This is a genomic window from Exiguobacterium sp. NPDC077395 (assembly GCF_050269125.1).
Taxonomy (GTDB): domain Bacteria; phylum Bacillota; class Bacilli; order Exiguobacteriales; family Exiguobacteriaceae; genus Exiguobacterium; species Exiguobacterium aestuarii_A.
In genome coordinates this window covers 1,487,632-1,510,614 of record NZ_JBNNHU010000001.1, presented here as the reverse complement: position 1 = coordinate 1,510,614, position 22,983 = coordinate 1,487,632, and the positions used below count along the sequence as shown (strand labels likewise).

20 protein-coding genes are annotated in these 22,983 nt (G+C 47.4%); 19 read left to right on the top strand and 1 reads right to left on the bottom strand.

All coding sequences use genetic code 11. The annotated features are described in order from the left end of the window. Positions 1–14: 14 nt before the first annotated feature. The 16 genes from rbfA to ACQKD4_RS07695 all read left to right on the top strand — a co-directional run bounded on the left by rbfA (position 15) and on the right by ACQKD4_RS07695 (position 19,701). Positions 15–362 (top strand): 30S ribosome-binding factor RbfA, encoded by a 348-nt coding sequence (gene rbfA, locus ACQKD4_RS07770; protein ID WP_015881430.1) that lies wholly within the window; start codon positions 15–17, stop codon positions 360–362. A gap of 42 nt (positions 363–404) precedes the next feature. Continuing rightward, complete coding sequence (truB, locus tag ACQKD4_RS07765) at positions 405–1,319, top strand: tRNA pseudouridine(55) synthase TruB (RefSeq protein WP_251126857.1); 915 nt, start codon at positions 405–407, stop codon at positions 1,317–1,319. 16 nt (positions 1,320–1,335) lie between these two features. Beyond that, the gene (locus ACQKD4_RS07760; protein ID WP_214691846.1) at positions 1,336–2,262 is read left to right on the top strand and encodes a bifunctional riboflavin kinase/FAD synthetase; all 927 of its coding nucleotides are present in this window, start codon (positions 1,336–1,338) and stop codon (positions 2,260–2,262) included. 124 nt (positions 2,263–2,386) lie between these two features. Next, a complete protein-coding gene (rpsO, locus tag ACQKD4_RS07755; RefSeq protein ID WP_074034662.1) occupies positions 2,387–2,656 on the top strand; it encodes a 30S ribosomal protein S15 in 270 nt (89 codons plus the stop codon). 130 nt (positions 2,657–2,786) lie between these two features. After that, the gene (gene pnp / locus ACQKD4_RS07750; RefSeq protein ID WP_214691847.1) at positions 2,787–5,003 is read left to right on the top strand and encodes a polyribonucleotide nucleotidyltransferase; all 2,217 of its coding nucleotides are present in this window, start codon (positions 2,787–2,789) and stop codon (positions 5,001–5,003) included. Between the two features lie 51 nt (positions 5,004–5,054). Next, positions 5,055–6,272 (top strand): M16 family metallopeptidase, encoded by a 1,218-nt coding sequence (locus ACQKD4_RS07745; RefSeq protein ID WP_427372974.1) that lies wholly within the window; start codon positions 5,055–5,057, stop codon positions 6,270–6,272. Positions 6,273–6,323: 51 nt separating this feature from the next. Then, positions 6,324–7,817, top strand: a complete 1,494-nt coding sequence (locus ACQKD4_RS07740; RefSeq protein ID WP_251127072.1) for a UDP-N-acetylmuramoyl-L-alanyl-D-glutamate--2,6-diaminopimelate ligase — start codon at positions 6,324–6,326, stop codon at positions 7,815–7,817. A gap of 3 nt (positions 7,818–7,820) precedes the next feature. Continuing rightward, complete coding sequence (locus tag ACQKD4_RS07735; RefSeq protein ID WP_427372973.1) at positions 7,821–9,074, top strand: lipid II:glycine glycyltransferase FemX; 1,254 nt, start codon at positions 7,821–7,823, stop codon at positions 9,072–9,074. 11 nt (positions 9,075–9,085) lie between these two features. Then, on the top strand, positions 9,086–9,724 hold the full coding sequence (locus ACQKD4_RS07730) for a M15 family metallopeptidase (RefSeq protein WP_353047391.1): 639 nt from the start codon (positions 9,086–9,088) through the stop codon (positions 9,722–9,724). A gap of 94 nt (positions 9,725–9,818) precedes the next feature. Continuing rightward, a complete protein-coding gene (locus ACQKD4_RS07725) occupies positions 9,819–11,486 on the top strand; it encodes a ribonuclease J (protein ID WP_427372972.1) in 1,668 nt (555 codons plus the stop codon). A gap of 62 nt (positions 11,487–11,548) precedes the next feature. Then, on the top strand, positions 11,549–13,753 hold the full coding sequence (locus ACQKD4_RS07720) for a DNA translocase FtsK (RefSeq protein ID WP_427372971.1): 2,205 nt from the start codon (positions 11,549–11,551) through the stop codon (positions 13,751–13,753). 402 nt (positions 13,754–14,155) lie between these two features. Then, positions 14,156–14,875, top strand: coding sequence for a GntR family transcriptional regulator (locus tag ACQKD4_RS07715; RefSeq protein ID WP_074034655.1), 720 nt, complete (start codon positions 14,156–14,158; stop codon positions 14,873–14,875). Positions 14,876–15,005: 130 nt separating this feature from the next. After that, the gene (locus tag ACQKD4_RS07710; protein ID WP_214693960.1) at positions 15,006–16,094 is read left to right on the top strand and encodes a BMP family lipoprotein; all 1,089 of its coding nucleotides are present in this window, start codon (positions 15,006–15,008) and stop codon (positions 16,092–16,094) included. Between the two features lie 63 nt (positions 16,095–16,157). After that, positions 16,158–17,684 (top strand): ABC transporter ATP-binding protein, encoded by a 1,527-nt coding sequence (locus ACQKD4_RS07705; RefSeq protein WP_214745406.1) that lies wholly within the window; start codon positions 16,158–16,160, stop codon positions 17,682–17,684. Next, the gene (locus ACQKD4_RS07700) at positions 17,681–18,745 is read left to right on the top strand and encodes an ABC transporter permease (protein WP_274663879.1); all 1,065 of its coding nucleotides are present in this window, start codon (positions 17,681–17,683) and stop codon (positions 18,743–18,745) included. The genes ACQKD4_RS07705 and ACQKD4_RS07700 overlap by 4 nt, the downstream gene beginning before the upstream one ends. Next, complete coding sequence (locus ACQKD4_RS07695; RefSeq protein WP_074034652.1) at positions 18,742–19,701, top strand: ABC transporter permease; 960 nt, start codon at positions 18,742–18,744, stop codon at positions 19,699–19,701. The genes ACQKD4_RS07700 and ACQKD4_RS07695 overlap by 4 nt, the downstream gene beginning before the upstream one ends. A gap of 159 nt (positions 19,702–19,860) precedes the next feature. Here the strand turns inward: ACQKD4_RS07695 and ACQKD4_RS07690 are convergent, their stop codons facing one another. Then, positions 19,861–20,109 carry a ferredoxin gene (locus tag ACQKD4_RS07690; protein ID WP_074034651.1) on the bottom strand — a complete coding sequence of 83 codons (249 nt, stop codon included), beginning with the start codon at positions 20,107–20,109 and terminating at the stop codon, positions 19,861–19,863. A 142-nt stretch (positions 20,110–20,251) separates the two neighbouring features. Between ACQKD4_RS07690 and ACQKD4_RS07685 the strand changes: the two genes are divergently transcribed. The 3 genes from ACQKD4_RS07685 to ACQKD4_RS07675 are packed head-to-tail and all read left to right on the top strand — an operon-like array spanning position 20,252 to position 22,927. Continuing rightward, positions 20,252–21,274: a helix-turn-helix domain-containing protein gene (locus tag ACQKD4_RS07685; protein ID WP_427372970.1), complete on the top strand. Its 1,023-nt coding sequence runs from the start codon at positions 20,252–20,254 to the stop codon at positions 21,272–21,274. After that, the gene (locus ACQKD4_RS07680; RefSeq protein ID WP_427372969.1) at positions 21,258–22,685 is read left to right on the top strand and encodes a RecQ family ATP-dependent DNA helicase; all 1,428 of its coding nucleotides are present in this window, start codon (positions 21,258–21,260) and stop codon (positions 22,683–22,685) included. Before ACQKD4_RS07685 ends, ACQKD4_RS07680 begins: the two co-directional genes overlap by 17 nt. 41 nt (positions 22,686–22,726) lie before the next feature. Further along, entirely contained in the window at positions 22,727–22,927 is a 201-nt protein-coding gene (locus tag ACQKD4_RS07675; RefSeq protein ID WP_074034648.1) for a hypothetical protein, read from the top strand. Positions 22,928–22,983: the final 56 nt, after the last annotated feature.

The following is a 22,983-nucleotide window of genomic DNA, read 5'->3' as shown; positions in this document are numbered from 1 at the left end:
AGGAGGGATCACGTATGAAAATTCGTGCCCAACGTGTTGCCGAGCAAATGCGTAAAGAGATTACAGATGTCTTGTTACGGGAAGTGAGTGACCCACGTACAAAGAACGCTACAATTACGAGCGTTGATGTGACAGGGGACTTACAACAAGCAACGGTCTACTATACGGTGCTCGGTGATGAGGAAGATGTGAAAGCAGAAACGCAAGCAGGTCTCGACAAAGCGAAAGGATTTATCCGTCGCGAAATCGGGAACCGCATCCGTCTTCGTAAAACACCAGAAATCTCGTTTGAATACGATTCTTCGGTCGCATATGGTAGCCATATCGATTCATTGATTCGTGATTTGAACAAAGACCAATAATTTGAAAGGGGAGACATCGTTCTCCCTTTTTTGTATGGAGGGATGAAGTTGGAACCGAACGGAGTGCTTGTACTCGATAAGGACCGAGGCATGACGAGTCATGACTGCGTGTTCAAGTTACGAAAGTTGTTTCAAACGAAAAAAGTGGGTCATACGGGCACGCTTGACCCGGAAGTGACAGGCGTATTACCAATCTGTTTAGGACGTGCCACGAAGTTATCTCGTTTTATCACGGATGAGGGCAAGTGTTACGTGGCCGAGGTGACAATCGGGACGGCCACTATGACCGAGGACGCTCATGGCGAGGTCGTAGAACAGAAGACAGTCACACCGAATGAGTTGGTCGAGTCACAGATTGATGAAGCGATGCGACAATTGGTCGGAACGATTGAACAGATTCCACCTTATTATTCAGCGGTCAAGGTCAATGGGAAGAAACTGTATGAGTACGCCCGCAAAGGCCAAACCGTAGAACGCCCCCGTCGGATGGTCGAGATTCACCGTCTGGAGCGGACGAGCGAGTTAACGTTTGAAGAAGGAGTATGTCGTTTCCAAATGGAAATCGATTGCGGAAAAGGGACGTACATTCGTACGCTCGCCGTACAAATCGGTGAGAAGCTCGGTTACCCTGCCCATATGAGCGAACTGAGACGCACGAGCTCCGGCTCTTTCGAAGAAGCGAACGCTATATCCCTCGAACAGTTACAGGCATTAGAGACGGTCGAAGAACGAATGGCGCATGTCATCCCACTCGAAGAGGTCATCAAACGTTGGCCAGCCATCACGATTCCAAAGAATCGGGAGCGGTATATTCGGAATGGTGGCAAGCTGAACGGCGTTTCGCTCGAATTTGAGTTATTTACTGTCTATAATGAAGAAGGAATCCCTCTTGCTTTATATCGAAGACAAGATGGAACGACAGACGCTACAGTCGAGGTCATGCTGGCCATCGACTAAGGGGGAAATTGACAGTATGGAAACAAGACATCTCACCTATCCAGAAACGCCTGACCTGTATCCATCGGTCATGGTACTCGGTTTTTTTGACGGTGTTCATAAAGGGCATCAAGCCGTGATCAATCATGCGAAGCGTGTTGCAGCGGAGCATAACCTTCCGGTGACGGTCGTCACGTTCGACCCACACCCGAAACAAGTACTCTCAAACAAATCCGACGCGGTCCGTTATATCACACCGCTATCCCGAAAATTGAAACGAATCGAAGCGCTCGGGGTCGAGCGATGTCTCGTCTTGACCTTTACGAAAGAGTTGGCTGGATTATCTCCTCAACAGTTTGTCGACGATTATTTGATTGCTGCTGGAGCCGTACACGTGACGGCAGGATTTGATTACTCGTACGGCAAGTTCGGTGAAGGGACGATGGAGACACTCCCATACCATTCTCGCGATCAGTTCACGACGTCCATTGTTACAGAACAGACGATGAATGGAGAGAAGGTTTCATCGACGCGAATTCGTAAATTATTGGCTGAAGGCCACGTTGACGCGGCTCAAGAGTTACTCGGTGCCCCTTATGTCATCTGCGGTGAAGTCATTCACGGAGATGCGAGAGGGCGTACAATCGGGTTCCCGACAGCAAACGTGTTGATGGACGCCTCATATGTCATGCCACGACTCGGCGTGTATGCGACACGTGTTACGCTCCCTGATGGTCGGACGTTCGAGGCGATGACCAACGTCGGGCGTCGTCCGACGTTTTATGAGACGGGAGCGGTCTCTGTCGAAAGCCATCTCTTTGACTTTTCGGAGGATTTGTACGGGCAAGTGATCGAGATCGAGTGGGTTCAGTATATTCGTAACGAGCGAGCGTTCGATGGGTTAGATGCATTGGTCGCTCAACTGAAACAGGATGAGGTATCAGCACGCTCAATCCTATCTTGACTTTCGGTTGCGGTTACGCTATCCTTGTCAAGTACGCAAAGTACACCGTTTCGCTTGGCTGGTCGATTCACCAACGCCGGCTCGGCAACGCGGCAATTTTTAATTAAATGGAGGTGGAGAGGCAATGGCACTCTCAAAAGAACGTAAAAACGAAATTATCGCAGAATACGCGACTAAACAAGGTGACACTGGTTCACCGGAAGTACAAGTGGCAGTGTTGACTGAACAAATCAACACATTGAACGCTCACCTTCGTACACACAAGAAAGACCACCACTCACGTCGCGGTCTCTTGAAAATGGTTGGACGTCGTCGTAACTTGCTTACGTACCTTCGTAACAAGGACGTTACGCGCTACCGTGAATTGATTCAACGCCTCGGTCTCCGTCGTTAATCGATCGAGACTGTTTAACGGGCTGGGACAACGTCCTAGTCCGTTTCTTGTTTGTTAAGAGGAAAATGATTAGACATTCGTAAGATAGAGTTACATAATAAACTAGATAAGGTTTGAGAGGAGAATGTACATGTTAGGTACGAAACAAGTATTCTCTACAGAGTGGGGCGGACGCCCATTGTCTGTAGAGGTCGGTCAACTTGCGAAGCAAGCAAATGGCTCGGCGCTCGTTCGCTATGGTGACACGGTCGTCCTTGCGACAGTAACGGCTTCAAAAGCACCAAAAGATTTAGACTTTTTCCCATTGACGGTCAACTATGAGGAGAAACTTTACTCGGTAGGTAAAATTCCAGGAGGATTCCTTCGCCGTGAAGGACGTCCGGGGGAAAATGCGATTTTGACATCACGTCTCATCGACCGTCCGATTCGTCCACTCTTCCCAGATGGATTCCGTCATGACATTCAAGTCATGATTTATGTCATGTCGAACGATCCAGATTGCTCGGCGGAAATGGCGGGAATGCTCGGAACGTCAATCGCACTCTCGATCTCAGATGTACCGTTCGATGGTCCAATCGCAGGTGTGACGGTCGGACGTGTTGATGGCGAATTCGTCGTCAACCCAACGACAGCTCAAATGGAGAAAACGGATCTTGAGCTTCAAGTTGCAGGTACATCGACTGCCATCAACATGGTTGAAGCTGGCGCGAATGAAGTACCAGAAGATGTCATGCTTGAGTCGATCTTATTTGGACATGAAGAGATCAAGCGTTTGATTGCGTTCCAACAAGAGATTGTTGATGCAGTCGGCAAACCGAAGTTTGAATATACGGTCTCGAAATACGATGAGGCACTCACAGCAGAGCTTGAAGCAGCTCGTCCTGAAATCGTTGAAGCGGTTCAAGTGGAAGAGAAACATGCCCGCGATGAAGCGATCAACGAAGTGATTGCGAAATACGTGGCGATGTATGAAGAGCGCCTTGCTGATGAGCCGTCGAAACTTGGTGAAGTTTCGGGCATCTTGAACAAATTCGTCAAAGATGAAGTCCGTCGCTTGATCACGGTCGACAAAGTCCGTCCAGACGGTCGTCGCCCAGATGTCATCCGTCCGCTCGCATCAGAAGTCGGATTGCTTCCACGCGCACACGGTGTCGGTCTCTTCACACGTGGTCAAACACAAGTCATGTCGGTCGCAACACTCGGTGTCATCGGCGATGCACAAATCATCGACGGAATCGGCTTAGAAGAGAACAAGCGCTTCATGCACCACTACAACTTCCCACCGTTCTCGGTCGGAGAAGCACGTCCAGTCCGTGCACCAGGTCGTCGTGAGATTGGTCACGGGGCACTCGGTGAGCGCGCACTCTTGCCAATCATTCCAAAAGAAGCAGACTTCCCGTATACGATTCGTCTCGTCTCGGAAGTACTTGAATCAAACGGTTCAAGTTCACAAGCTTCAATCTGTGGCTCGACGCTTGCCTTGATGGATGCAGGTGTACCAATCAAAGCGCCGGTCGCTGGGATTGCCATGGGCCTCATAATGGAAGGGGAGCACTACACGGTCTTGACAGATATTCAAGGTCTCGAAGACCACCTCGGCGACATGGACTTCAAAGTTGCCGGAACGAAAGATGGGATTACAGCCCTTCAAATGGATATCAAGATTGCTGGAATCACGCGTGAAATCTTAGAAGAAGCGCTTGAGCAGGCACGTGTCGGTCGTCTACACATCCTTGACCATATGCTTGAAACATTAGACACACCACGTACACAATTGTCGAAATATGCACCGAAAATCGTGACGATGACAATCAATCCGGATAAGATCCGTGATGTGATTGGACCAGGTGGTAAGATGATCAACAGCATCATCGACCAAACAGGCGTCAAGATTGACATCGAACAAGATGGTACGGTGTTCATCGCCTCGACAGACCAAGAAGGCATTGATCTTGCCATGAAGATGATTGGGGACATCGTTCGCGAAGTCGTCGTCGGTGAAGTATTTGATGCAACGGTACGCCGCATCGAGAAGTTCGGCGCGTTCGTCGAACTCTTCAAAGGAAAAGATGCACTCGTACACGTTTCAGAATTCAGTCTCGAGCGTGTCGCAAACGTTGAAGACGTTGTGAAGCTCGGTGATACGATTCAAGTCAAAGTCACGGAAATCGATGATAAAGGTCGTGTCAACGCGTCGCATAAAGCGCTCATCTTAGAAGGCTTATCTCCTGAAGAGCGTGAAGCGTATGAAGCGAAACGGAAGGCTGCACGTGAAAGCCGTCCACCTCGTGAAGGCCGTCCGCCACGTCGTGACGGGGACCGTCGTCCACCGCGCTCGACAAATTAATTATTCTGGCCATCGTCTTGGTGCGATGGCCTTTTTCATAGGAGTGAGAATATGGAATGGATGACACTACAAAATGGTATCCGCGTCATCATCGAACCGATTGAAGGTTCTCGCAGTACGTCAACAGGTGTCTTTATTAAAGCTGGGACACGAACAGAGTCATTTGAAAACATCGGAATCAGTCATTTGATTGAACATATGTTATTTAAAGGAACATCGACGAAAAACGCGAAAGAAATCGCTTCCTTTTTCGATGAACTTGGTGGAAGCGTCAATGCCTTCACCTCAAAAGACCATACTTGTTTTTACGTGAAGACGCTCGACGAGCATGCGGTCATGGCGCTCGACGTCTTGACGGACATGTTGTTTGATTCGGTACTCGATGAGACAGAACTCGAAAAAGAGAAACGTGTCGTCGTGGAAGAAATCAAAATGTATGAGGATACACCTGAAGATCTCGTACATGAGCTATTGGCAGTTGCGGCATATCGTGACGATATCCTCGCACAACCAATCCTTGGAACGGAGGAGAGCGTCAATCGATTGACACGCGACCAACTCGTCGATTATTTACAAGAACGGTATGTGGCAGAAGAAATCGTCGTCTCCATCGCAGGACATGTCTCTGAAGAGTTGATGGAGGCAGTGAAACGTAGGTTTGCCAACATCCCTTCTAGGGAATCGTCGAAAGAACTCAATCAACCAGAACTGTTCCATGATACGTTGACGAAACTTAAGGAGACAGAGCAAGCACATCTCTGTTGGAACTATGAAGCCATCTCGGCAACGGATGATCGTTTACCGCACTTGGCACTGATGAACAACGCCATCGGTGCAACGATGTCCTCACGGTTATTTCAATCGATTCGTGAAGAAGAAGGATTGGCCTACTCGATTTACTCATACTATACGACGTTCGCCGATCATGGGACGTTTACAATCTATGTCGGAACATCTTCAGACACGTTGAATCAAGTCGAAGTCATTCTAGAAAGAGAATTGAAGCGTTTGTTCGAAGAAGGATTGACGGATGAGGAAGTCGATAAAGGGAAGCGCCAATTGAAAGGGTCACTCGCCCTCGGGAATGAGAGCTCGAGTGCACGGATGAATCGGAATGGTCGGAACTTGTTACTACTTGATGAAGTGGAGCCGATTGAACAAGTGATTCAAAAAGTGGAGAAAATCAAGCGTGATGAGGTCAATGCGTTGATTCGTGAAGTGTTGACACATCAGCCAGCGAAGTCATACGTCCTCCCAAACGAAGCGTGACTTGAAACCGAATTGTAAGTTCTCTACACTGATTAAGAGGTATTCTTTAGTTTGGATAGGATACAGGTGAAAGAAGGGAAAGACTTGAACTTAACGGACTTAGTGAAGACGATACAACTCATTAACCAACCAAATCTTGAAGGCATCGTGGTGACTCACGTGACAACCGATTCTCGGGAAGTTGTCCCGGGGACGTTGTTTGTCGCCATCAAAGGCTATACGGTCGATGGACATGAATATGCGACTCAAGCAGTGGAACGAGGGGCAGTAGCGGTTGTCAGTGAACGACCGCTCGAACTATCGGTTCCGAACTTGATTGTGCGTGATAGTTCTCGCTCGGTCGGTCTTTTGGCTTCGGCGTTTTATGCGTATCCTTCTGAACAGATGCGACTGTTCGGAATCACTGGAACGAATGGTAAAACGACGACGACCACGATTTTACGGGATGTCCTAGACGTCCTCGGACACTCGACTGGCCTGATCGGCACCGTCGAGGTACGAATCAATGACAAGGTCGTACCGAGCAAGAATACGACACCTCAAAGCTCAGAACTGCAACAACTACTGGCACAAATGCGTGATGAGGGTGTGACGGACGTCATGATGGAAGTCTCTTCGCACGGTCTCGAACTCGGTCGTGTCATCGGTACGGATTTTGATATCGTCGGATTTACGAATTTGACGCATGATCATCTCGATTTTCATGGGACGTTTGAAAATTATGCCCGCGCAAAGGGATTGTTGTTCGCTCAACTCGGTCAAATGGCATCACGTGGGAAGGTAGCCGTCTTGAATGCGGATGATGCACAGAGCGCTCTCTATGAGACGATGACAGGCGCTAAAGTGTTGACATATGGAATCGACACGACGGCCGATTTGATGGCGTCAGAGATTGAACAGACATTGTCTCAAACGAGCTTTGTGTTGAACTATCAAGGCACACGCCTACCGGTGACCGTACAGTTTATCGGTCGTTTTAACGTGTATAATTTGTTGCTTGCGACAGGTTGCCTCCTCGCAGCAGGATACTCATTGGAGCAAATCGCTAGAGCGCTTGAAATGATTCATCCGGCCAAAGGACGCATGCAGCGCCTAGACGTGCCTGGGTACAACGTATACGCAGATTATGCACATACACCGGATGGCATCGAACAATGTTTGAAATCGCTCGTCGGTGTACCGAAAGAGAAGATTGTCTTTTTAATCGGTACGGGCGGGAACCGTGACGTGACAAAACGTCCGGCAATGGGTGAGATGGCATCGACTTACGCTGGGACGGTCATCATTACAACGGACGACCCACGTTTCGAAGCGTATGAATCCATCACGAAAGGGATTGCGGCCGGAATGACGCATGATAACTATGTGGAAATCGGCGATCGGGAAGAAGCGGTCCGTTACGCGGCAAGTTTAGCCAAATCGGATAATATCATCGTGTTAGCAGGAAAAGGGCACGAAAAATATCAAATTATCGGAAACGAAAAATTGCCACTCGACGAAGAGGCGATTGTCCGATCGACCATTTTGAATACGGAGGAAGCATGATTTATGGCAGTACAACCAGTTACGTTGACAGAAAAAGAACATGACGACTTCGTCAAAGCACATGATCGTGGTGATTTATTACAACTATCAAGTTGGGGAGACGTAAAACGACAGAATGGATGGACGTCGGAGCGCGTTGCGGTTGCCCGTGACGGTTTAACGACCGGTGCGGCGTTACTGTTATTTAAGCGCGTCCCGAAATTACCGTATACGCTATGTTACGCGCCACGCGGATTAGTGGTGGATTATGATGACGTGGCGTCTCTCCAGGCACTTGTAAAAGAAGCAAAACGAATCGCTGCGAATCACAAGGCGATTGTCGTTAAAATCGATCCAAACATCGACCGCGATGAGATGCCGGGCCTCTTGACGGAAATGGAAGCTGTCGGATTCCGTCATAAAGGGTACGGGGGTGGCTTTGACTATGCACAACCTCGTTTCACAATGGAGACAGATTTACGTCCGAGTGAAAAAGAAATCTTTGCGAAATTCCATCATAAATTCCGTTATAACGTCCGGTTAGCGGAGAAAAAAGGAATCGTCTGTAAAGAAGTCGGGCGAGACGGATTAAAAACGTTTGCCGACCTCATGAAAGTGACGGGAGAACGTGATGGGTTTGCCATTCGAGGTCTCGATTATTTTGAGAATCTATATGATTGTCTCCAACCGAACGATGCGCGACTCTTTTTGACAAAGCTCGAACCGAAAATTGCGCTCGAGCAGCAACAAGCGACGCTTGAAAAAGCAAAAAAAGAGTTGGAAAAGATTGAACGTGGATTAGAGAAGGAAACGGTCGAAAAGAAACGGACAAGCCTTCTTAATCGTAAAGAACAGACGGTGGCACAAATTCAAAAAGCTGAGCAGGCGTTACCTGAGCTCATCGAACTGAACAAGACTTATCCGGATGGGATTGTGTTGTCAGGTGGGCTATTGACACTTGCGGGACGACGTTCATATTACTTATATGGTGCCTCATCGAATGAGTTCCGTGAATTCATGCCGAACCATTTGATGCAGTGGACGATGATGCAAGCGGCGAAAGAGAGTGGAGCCGAACGATATGACTTCGGCGGTGTCTCAGGCAGCACAGACCCAGATGATGAATACGCGGGTCTCTATGCCTTCAAGTCCGGATGGGGGAGTGACATGATTGAGAAAGTCGGAGAGTTCGACCTCGTCTTGAATCGTCCACTCTATATGGCACTTGAAAAAGGATTACCAATCCTTAAAGGACTGCGTAAACGGTTAAGAAGATGAGGTGGACCGGCGTGTTATCACTTGCGATGGTCGCCTTCTTGATTGGGATAGTGCTGGCTTACTTTTATATGCAACCACAACCTGTACCGTGGGTGGATGAGCCGACGTTTGAAGCGGACATGTGTGTGCGAAACGTAGAGGCAGAAAGTACTATTTTGGCAAGAACCAATATTGACTTCGACCGCCTTCATCCGCAAGTTGCGGAACGGGGAGCGACCTTCGTGCGCTTGGCACATTCTTGTCTCGGTCTCGAAGTTCGACTGACGTCAGGATATCGTTCAGCGAAAGAGCAAAATGCATTATATGCGCAAGGCAGGTCTGAACCCGGGCAAGTCGTGACGAATGCAAAAGCGGGTCAGAGCTATCATAATTATGGACTTGCAGTCGATTTTGTCATCATCCATGAAAACAAAACGGACTACGATTTAAGTACGGACCGTAATCGCAATGATGTACCAGATTGGCAAGAGCTCGGAGAATTAGGGAAGGCGCTCGGTTTCGAATGGGGTGGGGACTGGAACTCATTCCCTGACTATCCGCACCTCCAGATGGACTTTGGCTTGTCCATCCGACAACTCGACGCAGGGAAACGCCCGGATAAAGAAGCGGTCGCACCGCTTGCGGATACACTAAAACCTCTACTAGATTGAACGGAAATGTTGGCAATGAAGCCGTTTTCCGATACAATATTCAGTAGCGATAAGGGACGAAACAGAATATGAAACATTTAGGAGGTTTTTGTTAGTGTCAAAAAAGAAGACAGAGAATATTAGCGTCTTTGCGCTTGGAGGCGTAGGCGAAATCGGAAAGAACATGTACGTCGTGGAGCTAGACGACGACATCTTCGTCATCGATGCCGGTCTCATGTTTCCAGGCGATGAGATGCTCGGGATTGATATCGTCATCCCAGACATCACATATTTAAAAGAAAACAAGGATCGCGTTCGAGCGATTTTCATCACACACGGTCACGAAGACCATATTGGTGGACTCAGCTACGTCCTACGCGATTTGAAACACGTTCCGGTATACGGGACAAAATTGACTCTCGGGTTAATTGAACTGAAATTAAAAGAGGCCGGTTTATTGAAAGAAGTCGACCTTCGCATGATTGATGCCAAAACGAAATTGACTATCGCTGATCATCTCGTCACGTTCTTCCGCGTCAATCACTCGATTCCCGACTGTGTCGGTGTTTGTATTCAAACATCTCAAGGTGCGATCGTCCATACCGGAGATTTCAAGTTTGATTATACGCCAGTCGATGGGAAACAATCCGATTTCAATAAATTAGCAGCGATTGGACAGCGCGGTGTACTCGCGTTACTTTCTGATTCGACAAACGCAGAGCGTCCGGGTCAGACTGGTTCAGAATCGATTGTTGGTGCTGAATTGAACGATGTGATTTATCAAGCCGAAGGTCGTGTCATCGTAGCGTCATTCGCGTCGAACGTCCATCGCTTACAGCAAGTCTTTGCAGCCGCAGAAGCGAATGACCGTAAAGTCGCGGTCGTTGGCCGTAGTATGGTCAATATCGTCGAAGTCGCACAAAAATTAAACTACTTACGTTTCAAAGCGAAGACACTCGTCGAGTTGTCGCAAGTAAATCGTCTTCCTGATAACAAAGTCGTCATCTTAACGACTGGGTCTCAAGGAGAGCCGATGGCTGCATTGACGCGTATGGCACGTAACGCGCATAAACAAGTGAACATTCGTTTGAACGACACAGTCGTCATTGCGGCGACACCGATTCCAGGGAATGAAAAGTCGGTTTCGAAAACGATTGACTTATTGTTCCGTTCTGGGGCAAACGTCATTTACAACCAACGTAAAGTTCACGTATCCGGACACGGTTCGGCAGAAGAATTGAAGTTGATGCTCAACCTCGTCAAACCGAAATACTTCTTACCGATTCACGGGGAATACCGGATGCAAATGGCACACTCGAAGCTCGCTGAACAAGTCGGTGTCAAATCGAACAACATCTTCATCGTCGAAAAAGGAGATGTCGTCGAGTTCACGGGTCGAAAAGCCCGGATGAGCCGAAAAGTTCCTGCGGGTAACGTATTGATTGATGGGATTGGCGTCGGTGACGTCGGGAACATCGTCTTACGAGACCGTCGTTTGTTGTCACAAGATGGGGTCGTGCTTTGCGTGGTCACATTGAATCGGAAACAGAAGAAATTGATTTCAGGACCTGAACTCATCTCACGTGGATTTGTGTATATGCGCGAGTCGGAAGAAATGATTTCAGAGGCAAACCGTATTGTCACGAAACAGATTGAAAAGAGTCTGCAAGCTGGCAGTGATTGGACCGAATTGAAATCAAATATCCGCGAGCGACTTAGCGTCTTCTTATTCGAGCAGACGAAACGTCGTCCGATGATCTTGCCGATCATCATGGAGATTTAATGGAATGAGAGTGAGGCAAAAGTCATCTGACTTTTGCCTTCTTTTTTTAGGAGGAACTAAAAGTGGCTCAAAAAACGAGAAAAACACCCGTGAAGCGGAAGCGACCAGCAGCGCGCAACACGAGAAAACGGAAAAAACAGCCGATTGCGCCACGTACATATGGATGGGGAATTTTCGTTCTTTCCATCGTCGCATTCGTATTTGCCTTATTCGATTTTGGATGGATTGGTCGGCAACTATCTGATTTGTCCGAATACCTGTTTGGTGGCTGGGGTGCGCTCACCTATTTGATGATTGCCATCTTGTTATGGATTGTATTAAAACCGATGAAGCCGATGGAGCGAGCAGGACTGCTCAGTATGACCGCCTCATTTCTACTGTTTGGAGATTTACTTTGGGGAGATGAGCGCGGTGGGGTCAACGGTGCACTTTATGGCTTAAACCAATACTTATTTTCTGATTTTGGTCTCATCTTTTTAGGCATCGTCTGTTTTATCCTCGGTGTTTCCCTCTATGTCCCAACGATTTGGGGAACCATCTATCATCGCCTAGAGGAATCCGTAATGGCCGTGAAAAAAGAATGGCAATCGAGACCGAAAACAGAGAAAAAACAAAACAACAAGCAAAATCAAGAACCGAAGCGGTCGCGAAAACCATCGCCTGAGCCGATGTTCGCAGAAGCCGATTTAGAGGTGGAGTCAGAATCAGATGTGGTCACGATGAATGACATCCCAATCGTCGGATTCAGTGAGAAAGTTGTCGCGGAGAAAAAAGAGGAGCCTAAAAAGGAGTCGTCTACGGAACCGGATGAATCGATCTCGACCGAGGAGATGATGATGACCGCGGCGCAAGACGTCTCAGATACGTATGAGCTCCCGCCGTTCACCAATCTGAAGGAACCGGTGATCACCGATTTATCTGGGGAAAATGCGCGTCTGAAAGAGAATGCAGCTAAGTTAGTGAAGACGTTAAAATCGTTTGGTGTAGGGGTGAAAGTATTGAAAATTCACCTTGGTCCGACGGTCACGAAGTATGAGTTACAGCCGGACATCGGTGTGAAGGTCAGTCGAATCACGTCGCTTAGCGATGATCTCGCACTTGCGCTTGCCGCGAAAGATATTCGAATCGAAGCACCGATACCAGGCAAGGCGGCGATTGGTATCGAGGTACCGAACCAGGAAGTCGCTCCAGTCTGTCTTCGTGAAGTGCTTGAGGCAGACCCAGTGAAACAAGACGATTCAAAACTGCTCGTTGCGCTCGGACGAAGCATTAGTGGCGAGACTGTCGGCATTTCACTAAACAAAATGCCACACTTACTCGTGGCAGGATCGACAGGTTCCGGTAAATCTGTTTGTATCAACGGGATGATTGTATCCATCTTGATGCGTTCTCGACCGGATGAGGTCCGTCTCATGATGATTGACCCAAAAATGGTCGAACTCAATGTTTATAATGGTGTGCCGCATTTGTTGACACCGGTTGTCACAGATCCGAAAAAGGCGGCTCAGGCATTGAAACAAGTCGTCGCCGAGATGGAAAGACGATATGAGCTGTTCAGTCGATATGGTGTCCGTAACATTGAAGGATACAATGAACTCGTCGACAAGTCCGATGATGAGGATGCAAAACGTCTACCGTTCATCGTCGTCATAGTCGATGAGTTGGCAGATTTGATGATGGTCGCTTCAAATGACGTTGAGGACGCCATCATGCGACTCGCTCAAATGGCACGGGCAGCCGGGATTCATATGGTACTGGCGACACAGCGTCCGTCGGTTGACGTCATTACAGGGGTCATCAAAGCAAACATCCCGTCTCGCATCGCATTTGCGGTCTCATCACAAACCGATTCCCGGACGATATTAGATGGAGGAGGAGCAGAAAAACTGCTTGGGCGTGGCGACATGCTCATGCTTGCTAATGGGATGAACAAGCCGGTACGTGTCCAAGGAGCGTTCGTCTCCGATCAAGAGGTCGAAACGGTCGTTAATCACGTCATCGCACAGCAACGTGCGCAGTACGTAGAAGCGATGATGCCGAAAGAAGAAGAAGTGACGACGATTGACTCGGACGATTCATTGTTCGGAGAAGTCATTCAATTCATCGTTACCCAGGAAACGGCTTCGACCTCGATGATTCAACGAAGATTTCGAATTGGGTATAATCGGGCAGCGCGTTTGATTGACTCGCTTGAAGAGGCGGGATACGTAGGTCCGTCAGAAGGTTCGAAACCACGGAAAGTATTAATTCATGAACAAGACGAATAAATTTAAAAAACGAACGATTGTATACATAGATATACAATCGTTCGTTTTTTATTCCTTTTTCTACGATATGGAAATATTCGCGCAAATCAGAGAGGTTCGCTATAATATAATTGTAATATAGCACATATGTCCTATAACGTTTATTAGTACATACTTTTAAAAACGACTGAAACGCTTACATTTTTTAATAACGTTTACATTTTACAAAAGTTTTTCAAACTGAATCGAAATGGGTAAAATGGACTCAGAGGTACGGTTGGAGATGGTTTTTTAAAATATTTCCTTGATTCCGAACAAAAACTATTGCGTTCTAATTCTCGAATCCCTATACTTAATATTGGCAAGGACATTCATACGTCAGATGTCTGAGCACTGGTAAGTAAATTAAAGGTGGTGAGGCCAATGTCGATTAAGCTCGATCATCGATTGCTCTATCTTCGAGTGATTGAGAAAATTAAGCAAGATATCGACGCTGGTGTCTATCGTGAAGGTGAGAAGTTACCTTCAGAGTTCGAGCTTTCAAAGCAACTCGGAGTAAGTCGAGCGACACTTCGTGAAGCGTTAAGAATTCTCGAAGATGAGAAATTTGTCGTGCGAAAACATGGAGTAGGGACATTTATTAGTTCTAAACCGCCATTCACGTCAGGGATTGAAGAGTTGTTCAGTGTCACTGATATGATCACACGCGCAAAAATGACACCAGGAACGAAAGTATTGGTGGCCGAGAAAGTGTTGGCAACAGAGAGAGAAGCCGAGCGTCTCAAGATTGAGCCGAACTCACCGATTTATCGGATTGTTCGAATTCGATATGCGGATGACACACCGGTCGTTTATTGTGTCGACAAAGTGCCGGCCCATCTCGTCTCAAATCCTGAGGCATTGACTGAAGGAAAGTCTTTGTTTGACTCTCTCGAAAAAGAGGTAGGACGTCGAGTCGCATACGCGATCACGCACATCGAACCGAGTGTCAGCTCTGAAATTTCGTCACAACTTCAGACGGACCAACCGTTACTCGCTTTAAAACAATTGCATTACGATGAGAGTGATTTACCATTGCTCGATTCGGCCAACTTTTTCCGAGCTGATCGATTCGACTTCCACGTCGTACGTAAACGAGTGTAACCGAACAGTTTTTTAACGGAAGAGTTATTTTTGGGGAACAGCGTGAAAGCGCTTTCTTATACCGGTGTAAAGACTACTGATAACATGACAACAAAATTTGTTATGAACCGAAAGGGGAAACACGACGATGATGAACAAAAAGAAAACGATTCTCTCAGCTTTAGCAGCAGGACTCACACTCTCTACAGTACTCGCAGCATGCGGTGGAGATGACAACGAAGGCGGCTCATCTTCAAACGGCGAAGGCGGCGAGGGCGGCGACTTTAAAGTAGCAATGGTTACAGATACTGGCGGTGTTGATGACAAATCATTCAACCAATCTGCTTGGGAAGGTCTCACGAAATTTGGTGAAGACAACAACTTGACTGAAAACGAAGGATACAAATACCTTCAATCAGCTAAACAAGCGGACTACCAGCCAAACTTGCAACAATTGGCTCGTGACAACTTCAACTTGATCTACGGTATCGGCTTCTTGATGGCTGAAGACGTACAAAAAGTTGCTGAGCAGTTCCCGGACAACAACTTCGCAATCGTTGATATGGTTGTTGACGCTCCGAACGTTGCTTCAATCACGTTCAAAGAGCAAGAAGGTTCATTCCTTGTTGGTGTCATTGCCGGTCTCACAACGACAACTGACAAAGTTGGTTTCATCGGTGGAGTAGAGTCAGACTTGATCAAGAAGTTTGAAAATGGATTTAAAGCGGGTGTCATGGCTGTTAACCCAGAAGCAACAATCGACGTGAAGTATGCAGAAGACTTCAACTCGGCTGAAAAAGGAACAGCAATCGCTTCAGGTATGTACGGTTCTGGATCGGACATCATCTATCACGCAGCTGGTGGTACAGGTGTAGGGGTATTCACAGAAGCGAAAAACCGTAAGAAGAACGGCGAAGAAGTTTGGGTAATCGGGGTTGACCGTGACCAGTACGAAGAAGGTCTTCCAGAAGACGTTACGTTGACTTCAATGGTCAAACGTGTAGATACAGCTACTTATGACGTATCGAAACAGACGATGGACGGAGAATTCCCAGGCGGCGAAATCATCGAGTTCGGTTTGAAAGATGACGGTGTCGGCATCGCAGAAACTTCTGACAAGCACGTTTCACAAGAAATTCTCGATAAAGTTGAAGAATATCGTACACAATTGGTTGACGGAGAACTCACTGCACCAGCAACTGACGCTGAGTTCGAAGAGTTCATGAAAAACGTAAAATAATTCATTTGAGTGAAGGGGGGACCCATGTGGTCTCCCTTTACTTAAAGTTAGGGGTGAACTTCCTTGGAATATGTAATTGAAATGCTAAATATTCGCAAAGAGTTCGGTACGTTCGTTGCGAACGACAATATCACACTCCAATTGCGCAAAGGAGAAATCCATGCGCTTCTCGGAGAGAACGGGGCGGGGAAGTCGACGCTCATGAACGTGTTATTCGGTCTCTATCAGCCTGAAGGCGGGGAGATTCGTGTGCATGGGAAAAAAGTGGATATTGAAAACCCGAACATCGCCAACGAACTTGGGATCGGGATGGTCCACCAGCACTTTATGCTTGTTGAAAAATTCACAGTCACTGAGAACATCATCCTTGGACTTGAGCCAAAGAGCGGTGTGACGATTGACCGTGCGACAGCCCGTAAAAAGGTCATGGATATTTCAGAACAGTATGGGCTTAAGATTGATCCAGACGCCAAGATTGAAGATATTTCAGTCGGCATGCAACAGCGTGTAGAAATCTTGAAGACGCTCTATCGCGGGGCAGATATTTTGATCTTCGATGAACCGACGGCAGTGTTGACACCACAAGAGATTCAAGAACTTATCCAAATTATGAAACGTCTGATTGCTGAAGGTAAGTCGATCATCTTGATCACTCACAAGCTGAAGGAAATTATGCAAGTCGCAGACCGTTGCACAGTCATTCGCCGTGGACGTTATATCGGTACCGTTGAAGTGGATGAGACGGTTAACGAAGATAGTCTTGCTGAAATGATGGTCGGGCGAGAAGTCAATTTCGATGCAGAGTATTCGAAAGCCGACCCGCAACAAGTCGTTCTCGACGTTCAAGGACTTGTCGTCAAAGACAGCCGTGGTTTGAAGGTTGTCGAAGGATTGGACCTTCAGATTCGTGCTGGAGAAGTACTCGGGATTGCCGGAATCGACGGCAACGGTCAGACAGAACTGATTGAAGCGATCTCGGGACTTAAAAAACCGGAGTCGGGTAAAGTTTTGCTCAACGGAAAAGACGTGACGGGTCATACACCGCGTAAAATGACGGAAGCTGGAATCGGACACATTCCACAGGACCGTCATAAACATGGTCTCGTCCTTGACTACTCGATTCGTGACAATATGGTTCTTCAAACGTACTACAAAGAACCGTTCTCGAAACGAGGACTCATGAATTATAAAGCAGTGGCAGAAAAAGCGAAGGCGTTGATTGAGAAGTTTGACGTCCGAACTCCATCCATCGACGTTCCGGCTCGTGCCCTTTCTGGTGGTAACCAACAGAAAGCAATCATTGCCCGTGAGGTCGATCGTTCACCTGATTTACTCATCGCAGCACAGCCGACGCGTGGTCTTGATGTCGGTGCGATTGAATTCATTCACGAACAACTCGTCAAAGAACGTGAAAAAGGCCGTGCCGTCTTGCTTATTTCGTTCGAACTTGATGAGATTTTGCACGTATCCGACCGGATCGCCGTTCTTTATGAAGGAAAAATCGTAGGAATTCGTGATCCGAAAGAGACGACGGAACAAGAGCTTGGCTTCTTGATGGCCGGCGGTCAGAGAGGGGACGACAAAGAATGAAAAAATTAAGTTTAAATCAACTTCTCATTCCATTCCTATCCATCATTTTAGGACTTCTCGTCGGAGCCATCGTCATGTTGATTGGTGGATACGACCCGATTCAAGGCTTTATCTCCTTGTTTGAAGGGATGTTTGGAAGCCCATATGCCGTTGGGGAGACGCTACGAGCAGCAGCACCTCTCATCTTCTCAGGTCTCGCGGTTGCCTTCGCATTCCGGACGGGGCTATTCAACATCGGGGTAGAAGGTCAAGTATTGATCGGATGGGTAGCAGCTGTATATGTAGGGATCAACTTCGATTTGCCGATGTTCATCCATTTACCGCTTGCACTTCTCGCGGCGATGGTCGCAGCAGCACTCTGGGCGTTCGTTCCTGGATTCTTGAAAGCGAAGTTTTACGTCCACGAAGTCATCACATCCATCATGATGAACTATATCGCGCTTTACACGACGAACGCGATTTTGCGTAGCGTCATCGGCGTAACGAACGAACGTACTGACTCAATCAATGAATCGGCATCGCTTGCGTCACCTTGGTTGCAAGAGTTGACGACGTACTCACGTCTTCACTGGGGTGTCCTCGTTGCAGTACTCGCGGCGATTGTATACTACTACATTCTTCAGCGTACGACACTCGGTTATGAGTTGCGTGCAGTCGGATTCAACAAACATGCCTCTCAATATGCGGGGATGAGCGTTGACCGTAACATCGTCCTTTCGTTTGTCATCTCAGGGATGTTCGCAGGTCTCGCCGGTGCGATGGAAGGTCTCGGGACGTTCGGTAGTATGACGCTCTCTGCATCGTTCACAGGTGTCGGTTTTGACGGGATCGCAGTAGCCCTTCTAGGTGCCAACACAGCGATCGGTGTCATTCTCGCAGCGATTCTATTTGCTGGATTGAACATCGGTGGATTGGCGATGCAGCTCGGTGCGAACGTACCGTCTGAACTTGTTAAAGTCATCATCGCAGCAATCGTCATCTTTGTGGCATCTGGTTATGCCATCAACTATGTCGTTGAGAAACTTAAAGGAAATCGTAAGAAAGGAGTGGAGAAAAAATGAGCTTCTTAGAAGTCCTCTATATCGTCGTACCGGTTGCACTTGCCTATGCGACTCCACTCATTATCGCAGCACTCGGTGGGATTTTCAGTGAGCGCTCTGGTGTCGTTAACATTGCCCTTGAAGGGATTATGATTATCGGTGCCGCAACAGGGATCATCACGACGCTCACGTTAACAGACTTAGGAGCTGGTGTATTTAGCCCATGGATCTCCTTGCTCGTTGCGATGGTAGTCGGTGCGCTCTTCTCGCTCTTCTTGGCTGTCCCTGCCATCCTATGGCGTGCAGACCAAACGGTTCTTGGAGTAGCGATCAACATGCTTGCAATCGGTCTCGCCATCTTCGTTGTGCGTGTGCTTTACAACAAAGGTCAAACTGACTTTATTGAGTACCGTATTGCGAAGGAGAACGTACCATTTCTATCAGATATTCCTGTATTAAAAATGTTCTTCATTAACGTGCAATACACGTCATTCGTTGCCATCGCTTTAGCGTTTGTCGTCTGGTTCGTTATCTTCAAGACGCCGTTCGGACTACGTCTTCGCTCAGTCGGAGAACACCCGATGGCAGCTGACACGATGGGGATCAACGTCACGAAAATGCGCTTTATGGGCGTCATGCTTTCTGGTGCGTTTGGTGGTCTTGCCGGAGCGGTATACGCCGTCACGGTTACGACGAACTTCAGTGGAACGACAATCGTTGGTCAAGGGTTCTTGGCGATTGCTGCAATGATCTTCGGGAAGTGGAATCCACTCGGAGCGCTCGGCGCTGGATTGTTCTTTGGATTCGCCCAAGCGTTATCGATTATCGGAAGCAACTTGCCTGTCATCAATAACGTGCCGCAGCTTCTACTTTTGATTGCACCTTATGCCCTCACGATTCTTGCGCTCGCTGGACTCGTCGGTCGTGCAGATGCACCGAAGTCGGTCGGTATTCCATATATTAAAGGAAAACGTTAATCCGGAATAGGACATATGTCCATTTTAGGAGGGTTGTTTGGTACTTAAGCCAAACAACCTTTTTTGTTATACTTGGCTAGAGCTGTCATGATTAGAGTAGGATGGAGAAGTGAACAAAAAAAGACATATTGGTCATTTGACCAATATGTCTTTGCAAGTTTATTCGTACTTCAATGCATCGCCATCGAACGATTCGTCTGCCACTTTGATTGAATCGGTCGGGCACCCTTCGAATGCATCCATCATGTCTTCGTACAACTCGTCAGGGATTTCCACAGTACCTGTGTTGTCATCCATCAAGTTGAATGCGAGACCTTCATCATCGTAATCATAAATATCTGGTGCTGCTGCGCCACAAGCTCCGCATGCGATACATGTATCTTTATCGACGATAGTAAATTTTGCCATGATAATAACCCTCCAAACGGTTCGTTTCTCTTAGAAATCAATCTACTGTCTACGAGTAATTGTAGTCTACATACCCAATTATTTCAATGAGGAAACGAGTGTCTTTTTGGTAGGATAATGATTTTTTTAAGGATGTGACGACTTGGTTCATTTAGCAGATGGAGTTTTACTGCTGGCCATTAAGCGATTAAACGGGGAACGGAGTGAACGTAGCCTGTTCCATGTCTTGAACGGAAAGCGCTCGGCCACGACGTTACAAGACGCGTTCTTTTATGAGCTAGAGCCTGTATTTGGTCAATTTCCTCAAACGACGTACTCATATGAGTCTTTATTAAAAGGATTTGAAAAACGGGGATGGTTGGACCGCAAACAATTTAAACTGACAGAAGCGGGAAACCTATTGTCTTCACCTGAAACGGTTAAAGATTTATTCAATCGTTTAGGGGGAGAGCGCCGTGATTATAATGCGACGACGTGGAAACGTTTGAGTCTCTTTGTCCAGACATTCATGTCTAGGGAACATGAGAGGACGTTTTATCCCGTTCAAGCCGATCGACCCGCGGAACAGTGGGTCAAACAGTTGTTACAGATCGATCGAGATTGGAAAATCCTTATGCAAACATTCCATCATGAGATCGAGGCCGCGCTTGACATCATTGGAGATCCATATGCCACAGCGGTCGTCTATCGATTTACGGGAGCCTTTGAGACCGGTCTGACCTATGAACAAATCGCCAGTCTTCTTGATGTCGACGCGGAGACGGCTCGCCTTTATTTTTTAGCAGGATGGAATGAACTGTTAACTGTGTTACCAAAAGAGGCGAAGCTTCGGGGCTTCATGTATGGGTTGTCGACTGAGCGAATGACCTTTTCGGCACGTGAATCGTATGATCTCTTTCTCAAAGGCTATTCGTTTCAACAAGTTCAGTCTCGCCGACGACTACGAACGAGTACGATTGAGGATCATGTGGTGGAGATGGCAATGTATTTAGACACCTTTCCCCTCGATCAATTTGTGCCGAGCGACGATATCGTCACCATCGAGAAGCTGCGAGACCCAGAGAGCTGGGCTTTGAAACCTATCTTCGAAAAGATGGGCAACGTGAGTTACTTTCAAATACGCCTTGTGTTCGCAAGGTTGAAACGAGGTGAGACATTTGTATGAATCGACATTAAAACGCGTGTTCGGATATGATTCGTTTCGTCCTGGGCAGCATGAAATCATCCATTCCGTTGTAGAAGGGCAAGATGTATTAGCCGTCATGCCGACAGGGGCAGGGAAATCGTTGACGTTTCAACTCCCTTCGTATATCAAAAATGGGGGATTGACGGTCATCGTCTCACCTCTCCTCTCTTTGATAGAAGACCAAATGCTCCATATCCGAGAGCGGGGAGAACGTGGTGTCGCACGTTTGACGTCGATGGAGTCTTCTGATGAAAAACAAGAAATCATCAATCACTTGAAACGTTATCGATTTTTATATCTCTCCCCCGAACAGTTGGCCGTTCCGTACGTTACACGCGCACTCTCAAACGTGAAGATTCAAATGCTCGTCATTGACGAGGCGCATTGTATCTCACAATGGGGTCATGAGTTTAGACCAGAATATGCGCGCTTAGGCGAACTACGCAAACAAATCGGGAGTCCTCAATGCATGGCCGTCACAGCGACGGCTCCTGAGAGCGTGAAGCAAGATATCATTGAGAAGTTGGCACTCTTTTCACCGGAGCAGTTCGTGCATTCTGCGAATCGACCAGAAATTCGATTGATGGTCGAACGACTTGAAAAAGAGAAGAAACTTGAACGACTCAAAGAATTGGTCCGAGACATACCAAAACCTGCAGTCGTCTATACGGCGACACGTCGAGAAGCGGAAGCGTTGGCGTTTGAACTAGAGGACGCGTTGTTTTATCACGGCGGCATGTCAACGGAAGACCGACGACTCGTCCAATCTCAATTTTTACGGAATGAAGTGTCGGTCATGGTGTGTACAAGTGCATTTGGGATGGGTGTGAACAAAGACAACGTCCGTTCTGTCATCCACTATCAAATCCCTGCAACGGTGGAAGCGTATATGCAGGAGATTGGACGAGCAGGTCGTGATGGAGAGCCGGCGTTTGCTGTCCTCCTCTATGCGGATGGAGATGAACGCATTCAACAATTTTTGATTGATGGTCAATATCCAAAAGACGAAGAGATTCGCTTAGCATACTTTGAGTGTGAAAATGGCACGACACTTTCGCAATTACCCCGCTTATTGAGGATGAACGAAGAAGACCCGAAATTCCTTCTTTTAAAGCAGATGCTGTCTGAACGCTCGCTTCAAGAGGCGCTCGATTGGGTAAAAGAAAGAAAACGTGATCGCTATCGTCAACTCGGACAGATGATGGATTATGCTCTTATCCGAACGTGCCGACGCGATTATTTACTCCGTTATTTTTCGGAGCCGACAATCGACCAAGAGGAATGTTGTGATGTGTGTGGGACGATTGAGTTTCCTGAGACACCGCAAATCGTTCGAAAAAATGTGACAGAATGGAAAATACGGTTGACGCAAATCTTTTCCTTTGAATAATATCATAGTAAAATGATAAAAAAGGTAAAGGAGGGCATACGTTGCGACATCGGAATCAGGCAGATTCTTTACGCGAGCAGTTGGCGGACACGTTGCCGTCTCGATCGGAGAGGCAAGAGCATGAACGGAAGAGGAAGTTGAATGATAACTTGATGAAGCGCCCGTTGGCGATGACTCTAACCTTCGCCATGTTAGCGATTATTCTCATTTTCATATATATCGGGCGAGATGCCATTTTTTAAGAAGGGTGCGGACATGGTCCGTGCCTTTTTTTATTTTTGGAAAATACTCGATTGCA

Bases quoted from the DNA above. Each gene is read 5' to 3' on its own strand.
- rbfA (WP_015881430.1), top strand. From the start codon at position 15: ATGAAAATTCGTGCCCAACGTGTTGCCGAGCAAATGCGTAAAGAGATT.
- truB (WP_251126857.1), top strand. From the start codon at position 405: ATGAAGTTGGAACCGAACGGAGTGCTTGTACTCGATAAGGACCGAGGC.
- ACQKD4_RS07760 (WP_214691846.1), top strand. From the start codon at position 1,336: ATGGAAACAAGACATCTCACCTATCCAGAAACGCCTGACCTGTATCCA.
- rpsO (WP_074034662.1), top strand. From the start codon at position 2,387: ATGGCACTCTCAAAAGAACGTAAAAACGAAATTATCGCAGAATACGCG.
- pnp (WP_214691847.1), top strand. From the start codon at position 2,787: ATGTTAGGTACGAAACAAGTATTCTCTACAGAGTGGGGCGGACGCCCA.
- ACQKD4_RS07745 (WP_427372974.1), top strand. From the start codon at position 5,055: ATGGAATGGATGACACTACAAAATGGTATCCGCGTCATCATCGAACCG.
- ACQKD4_RS07735 (WP_427372973.1), top strand. From the start codon at position 7,821: ATGGCAGTACAACCAGTTACGTTGACAGAAAAAGAACATGACGACTTC.
- ACQKD4_RS07715 (WP_074034655.1), top strand. From the start codon at position 14,156: ATGTCGATTAAGCTCGATCATCGATTGCTCTATCTTCGAGTGATTGAG.
- ACQKD4_RS07710 (WP_214693960.1), top strand. From the start codon at position 15,006: ATGAACAAAAAGAAAACGATTCTCTCAGCTTTAGCAGCAGGACTCACA.
- ACQKD4_RS07700 (WP_274663879.1), top strand. From the start codon at position 17,681: ATGAAAAAATTAAGTTTAAATCAACTTCTCATTCCATTCCTATCCATC.
- ACQKD4_RS07695 (WP_074034652.1), top strand. From the start codon at position 18,742: ATGAGCTTCTTAGAAGTCCTCTATATCGTCGTACCGGTTGCACTTGCC.
- ACQKD4_RS07690 (WP_074034651.1), bottom strand. From the start codon at position 20,109: ATGGCAAAATTTACTATCGTCGATAAAGATACATGTATCGCATGCGGA.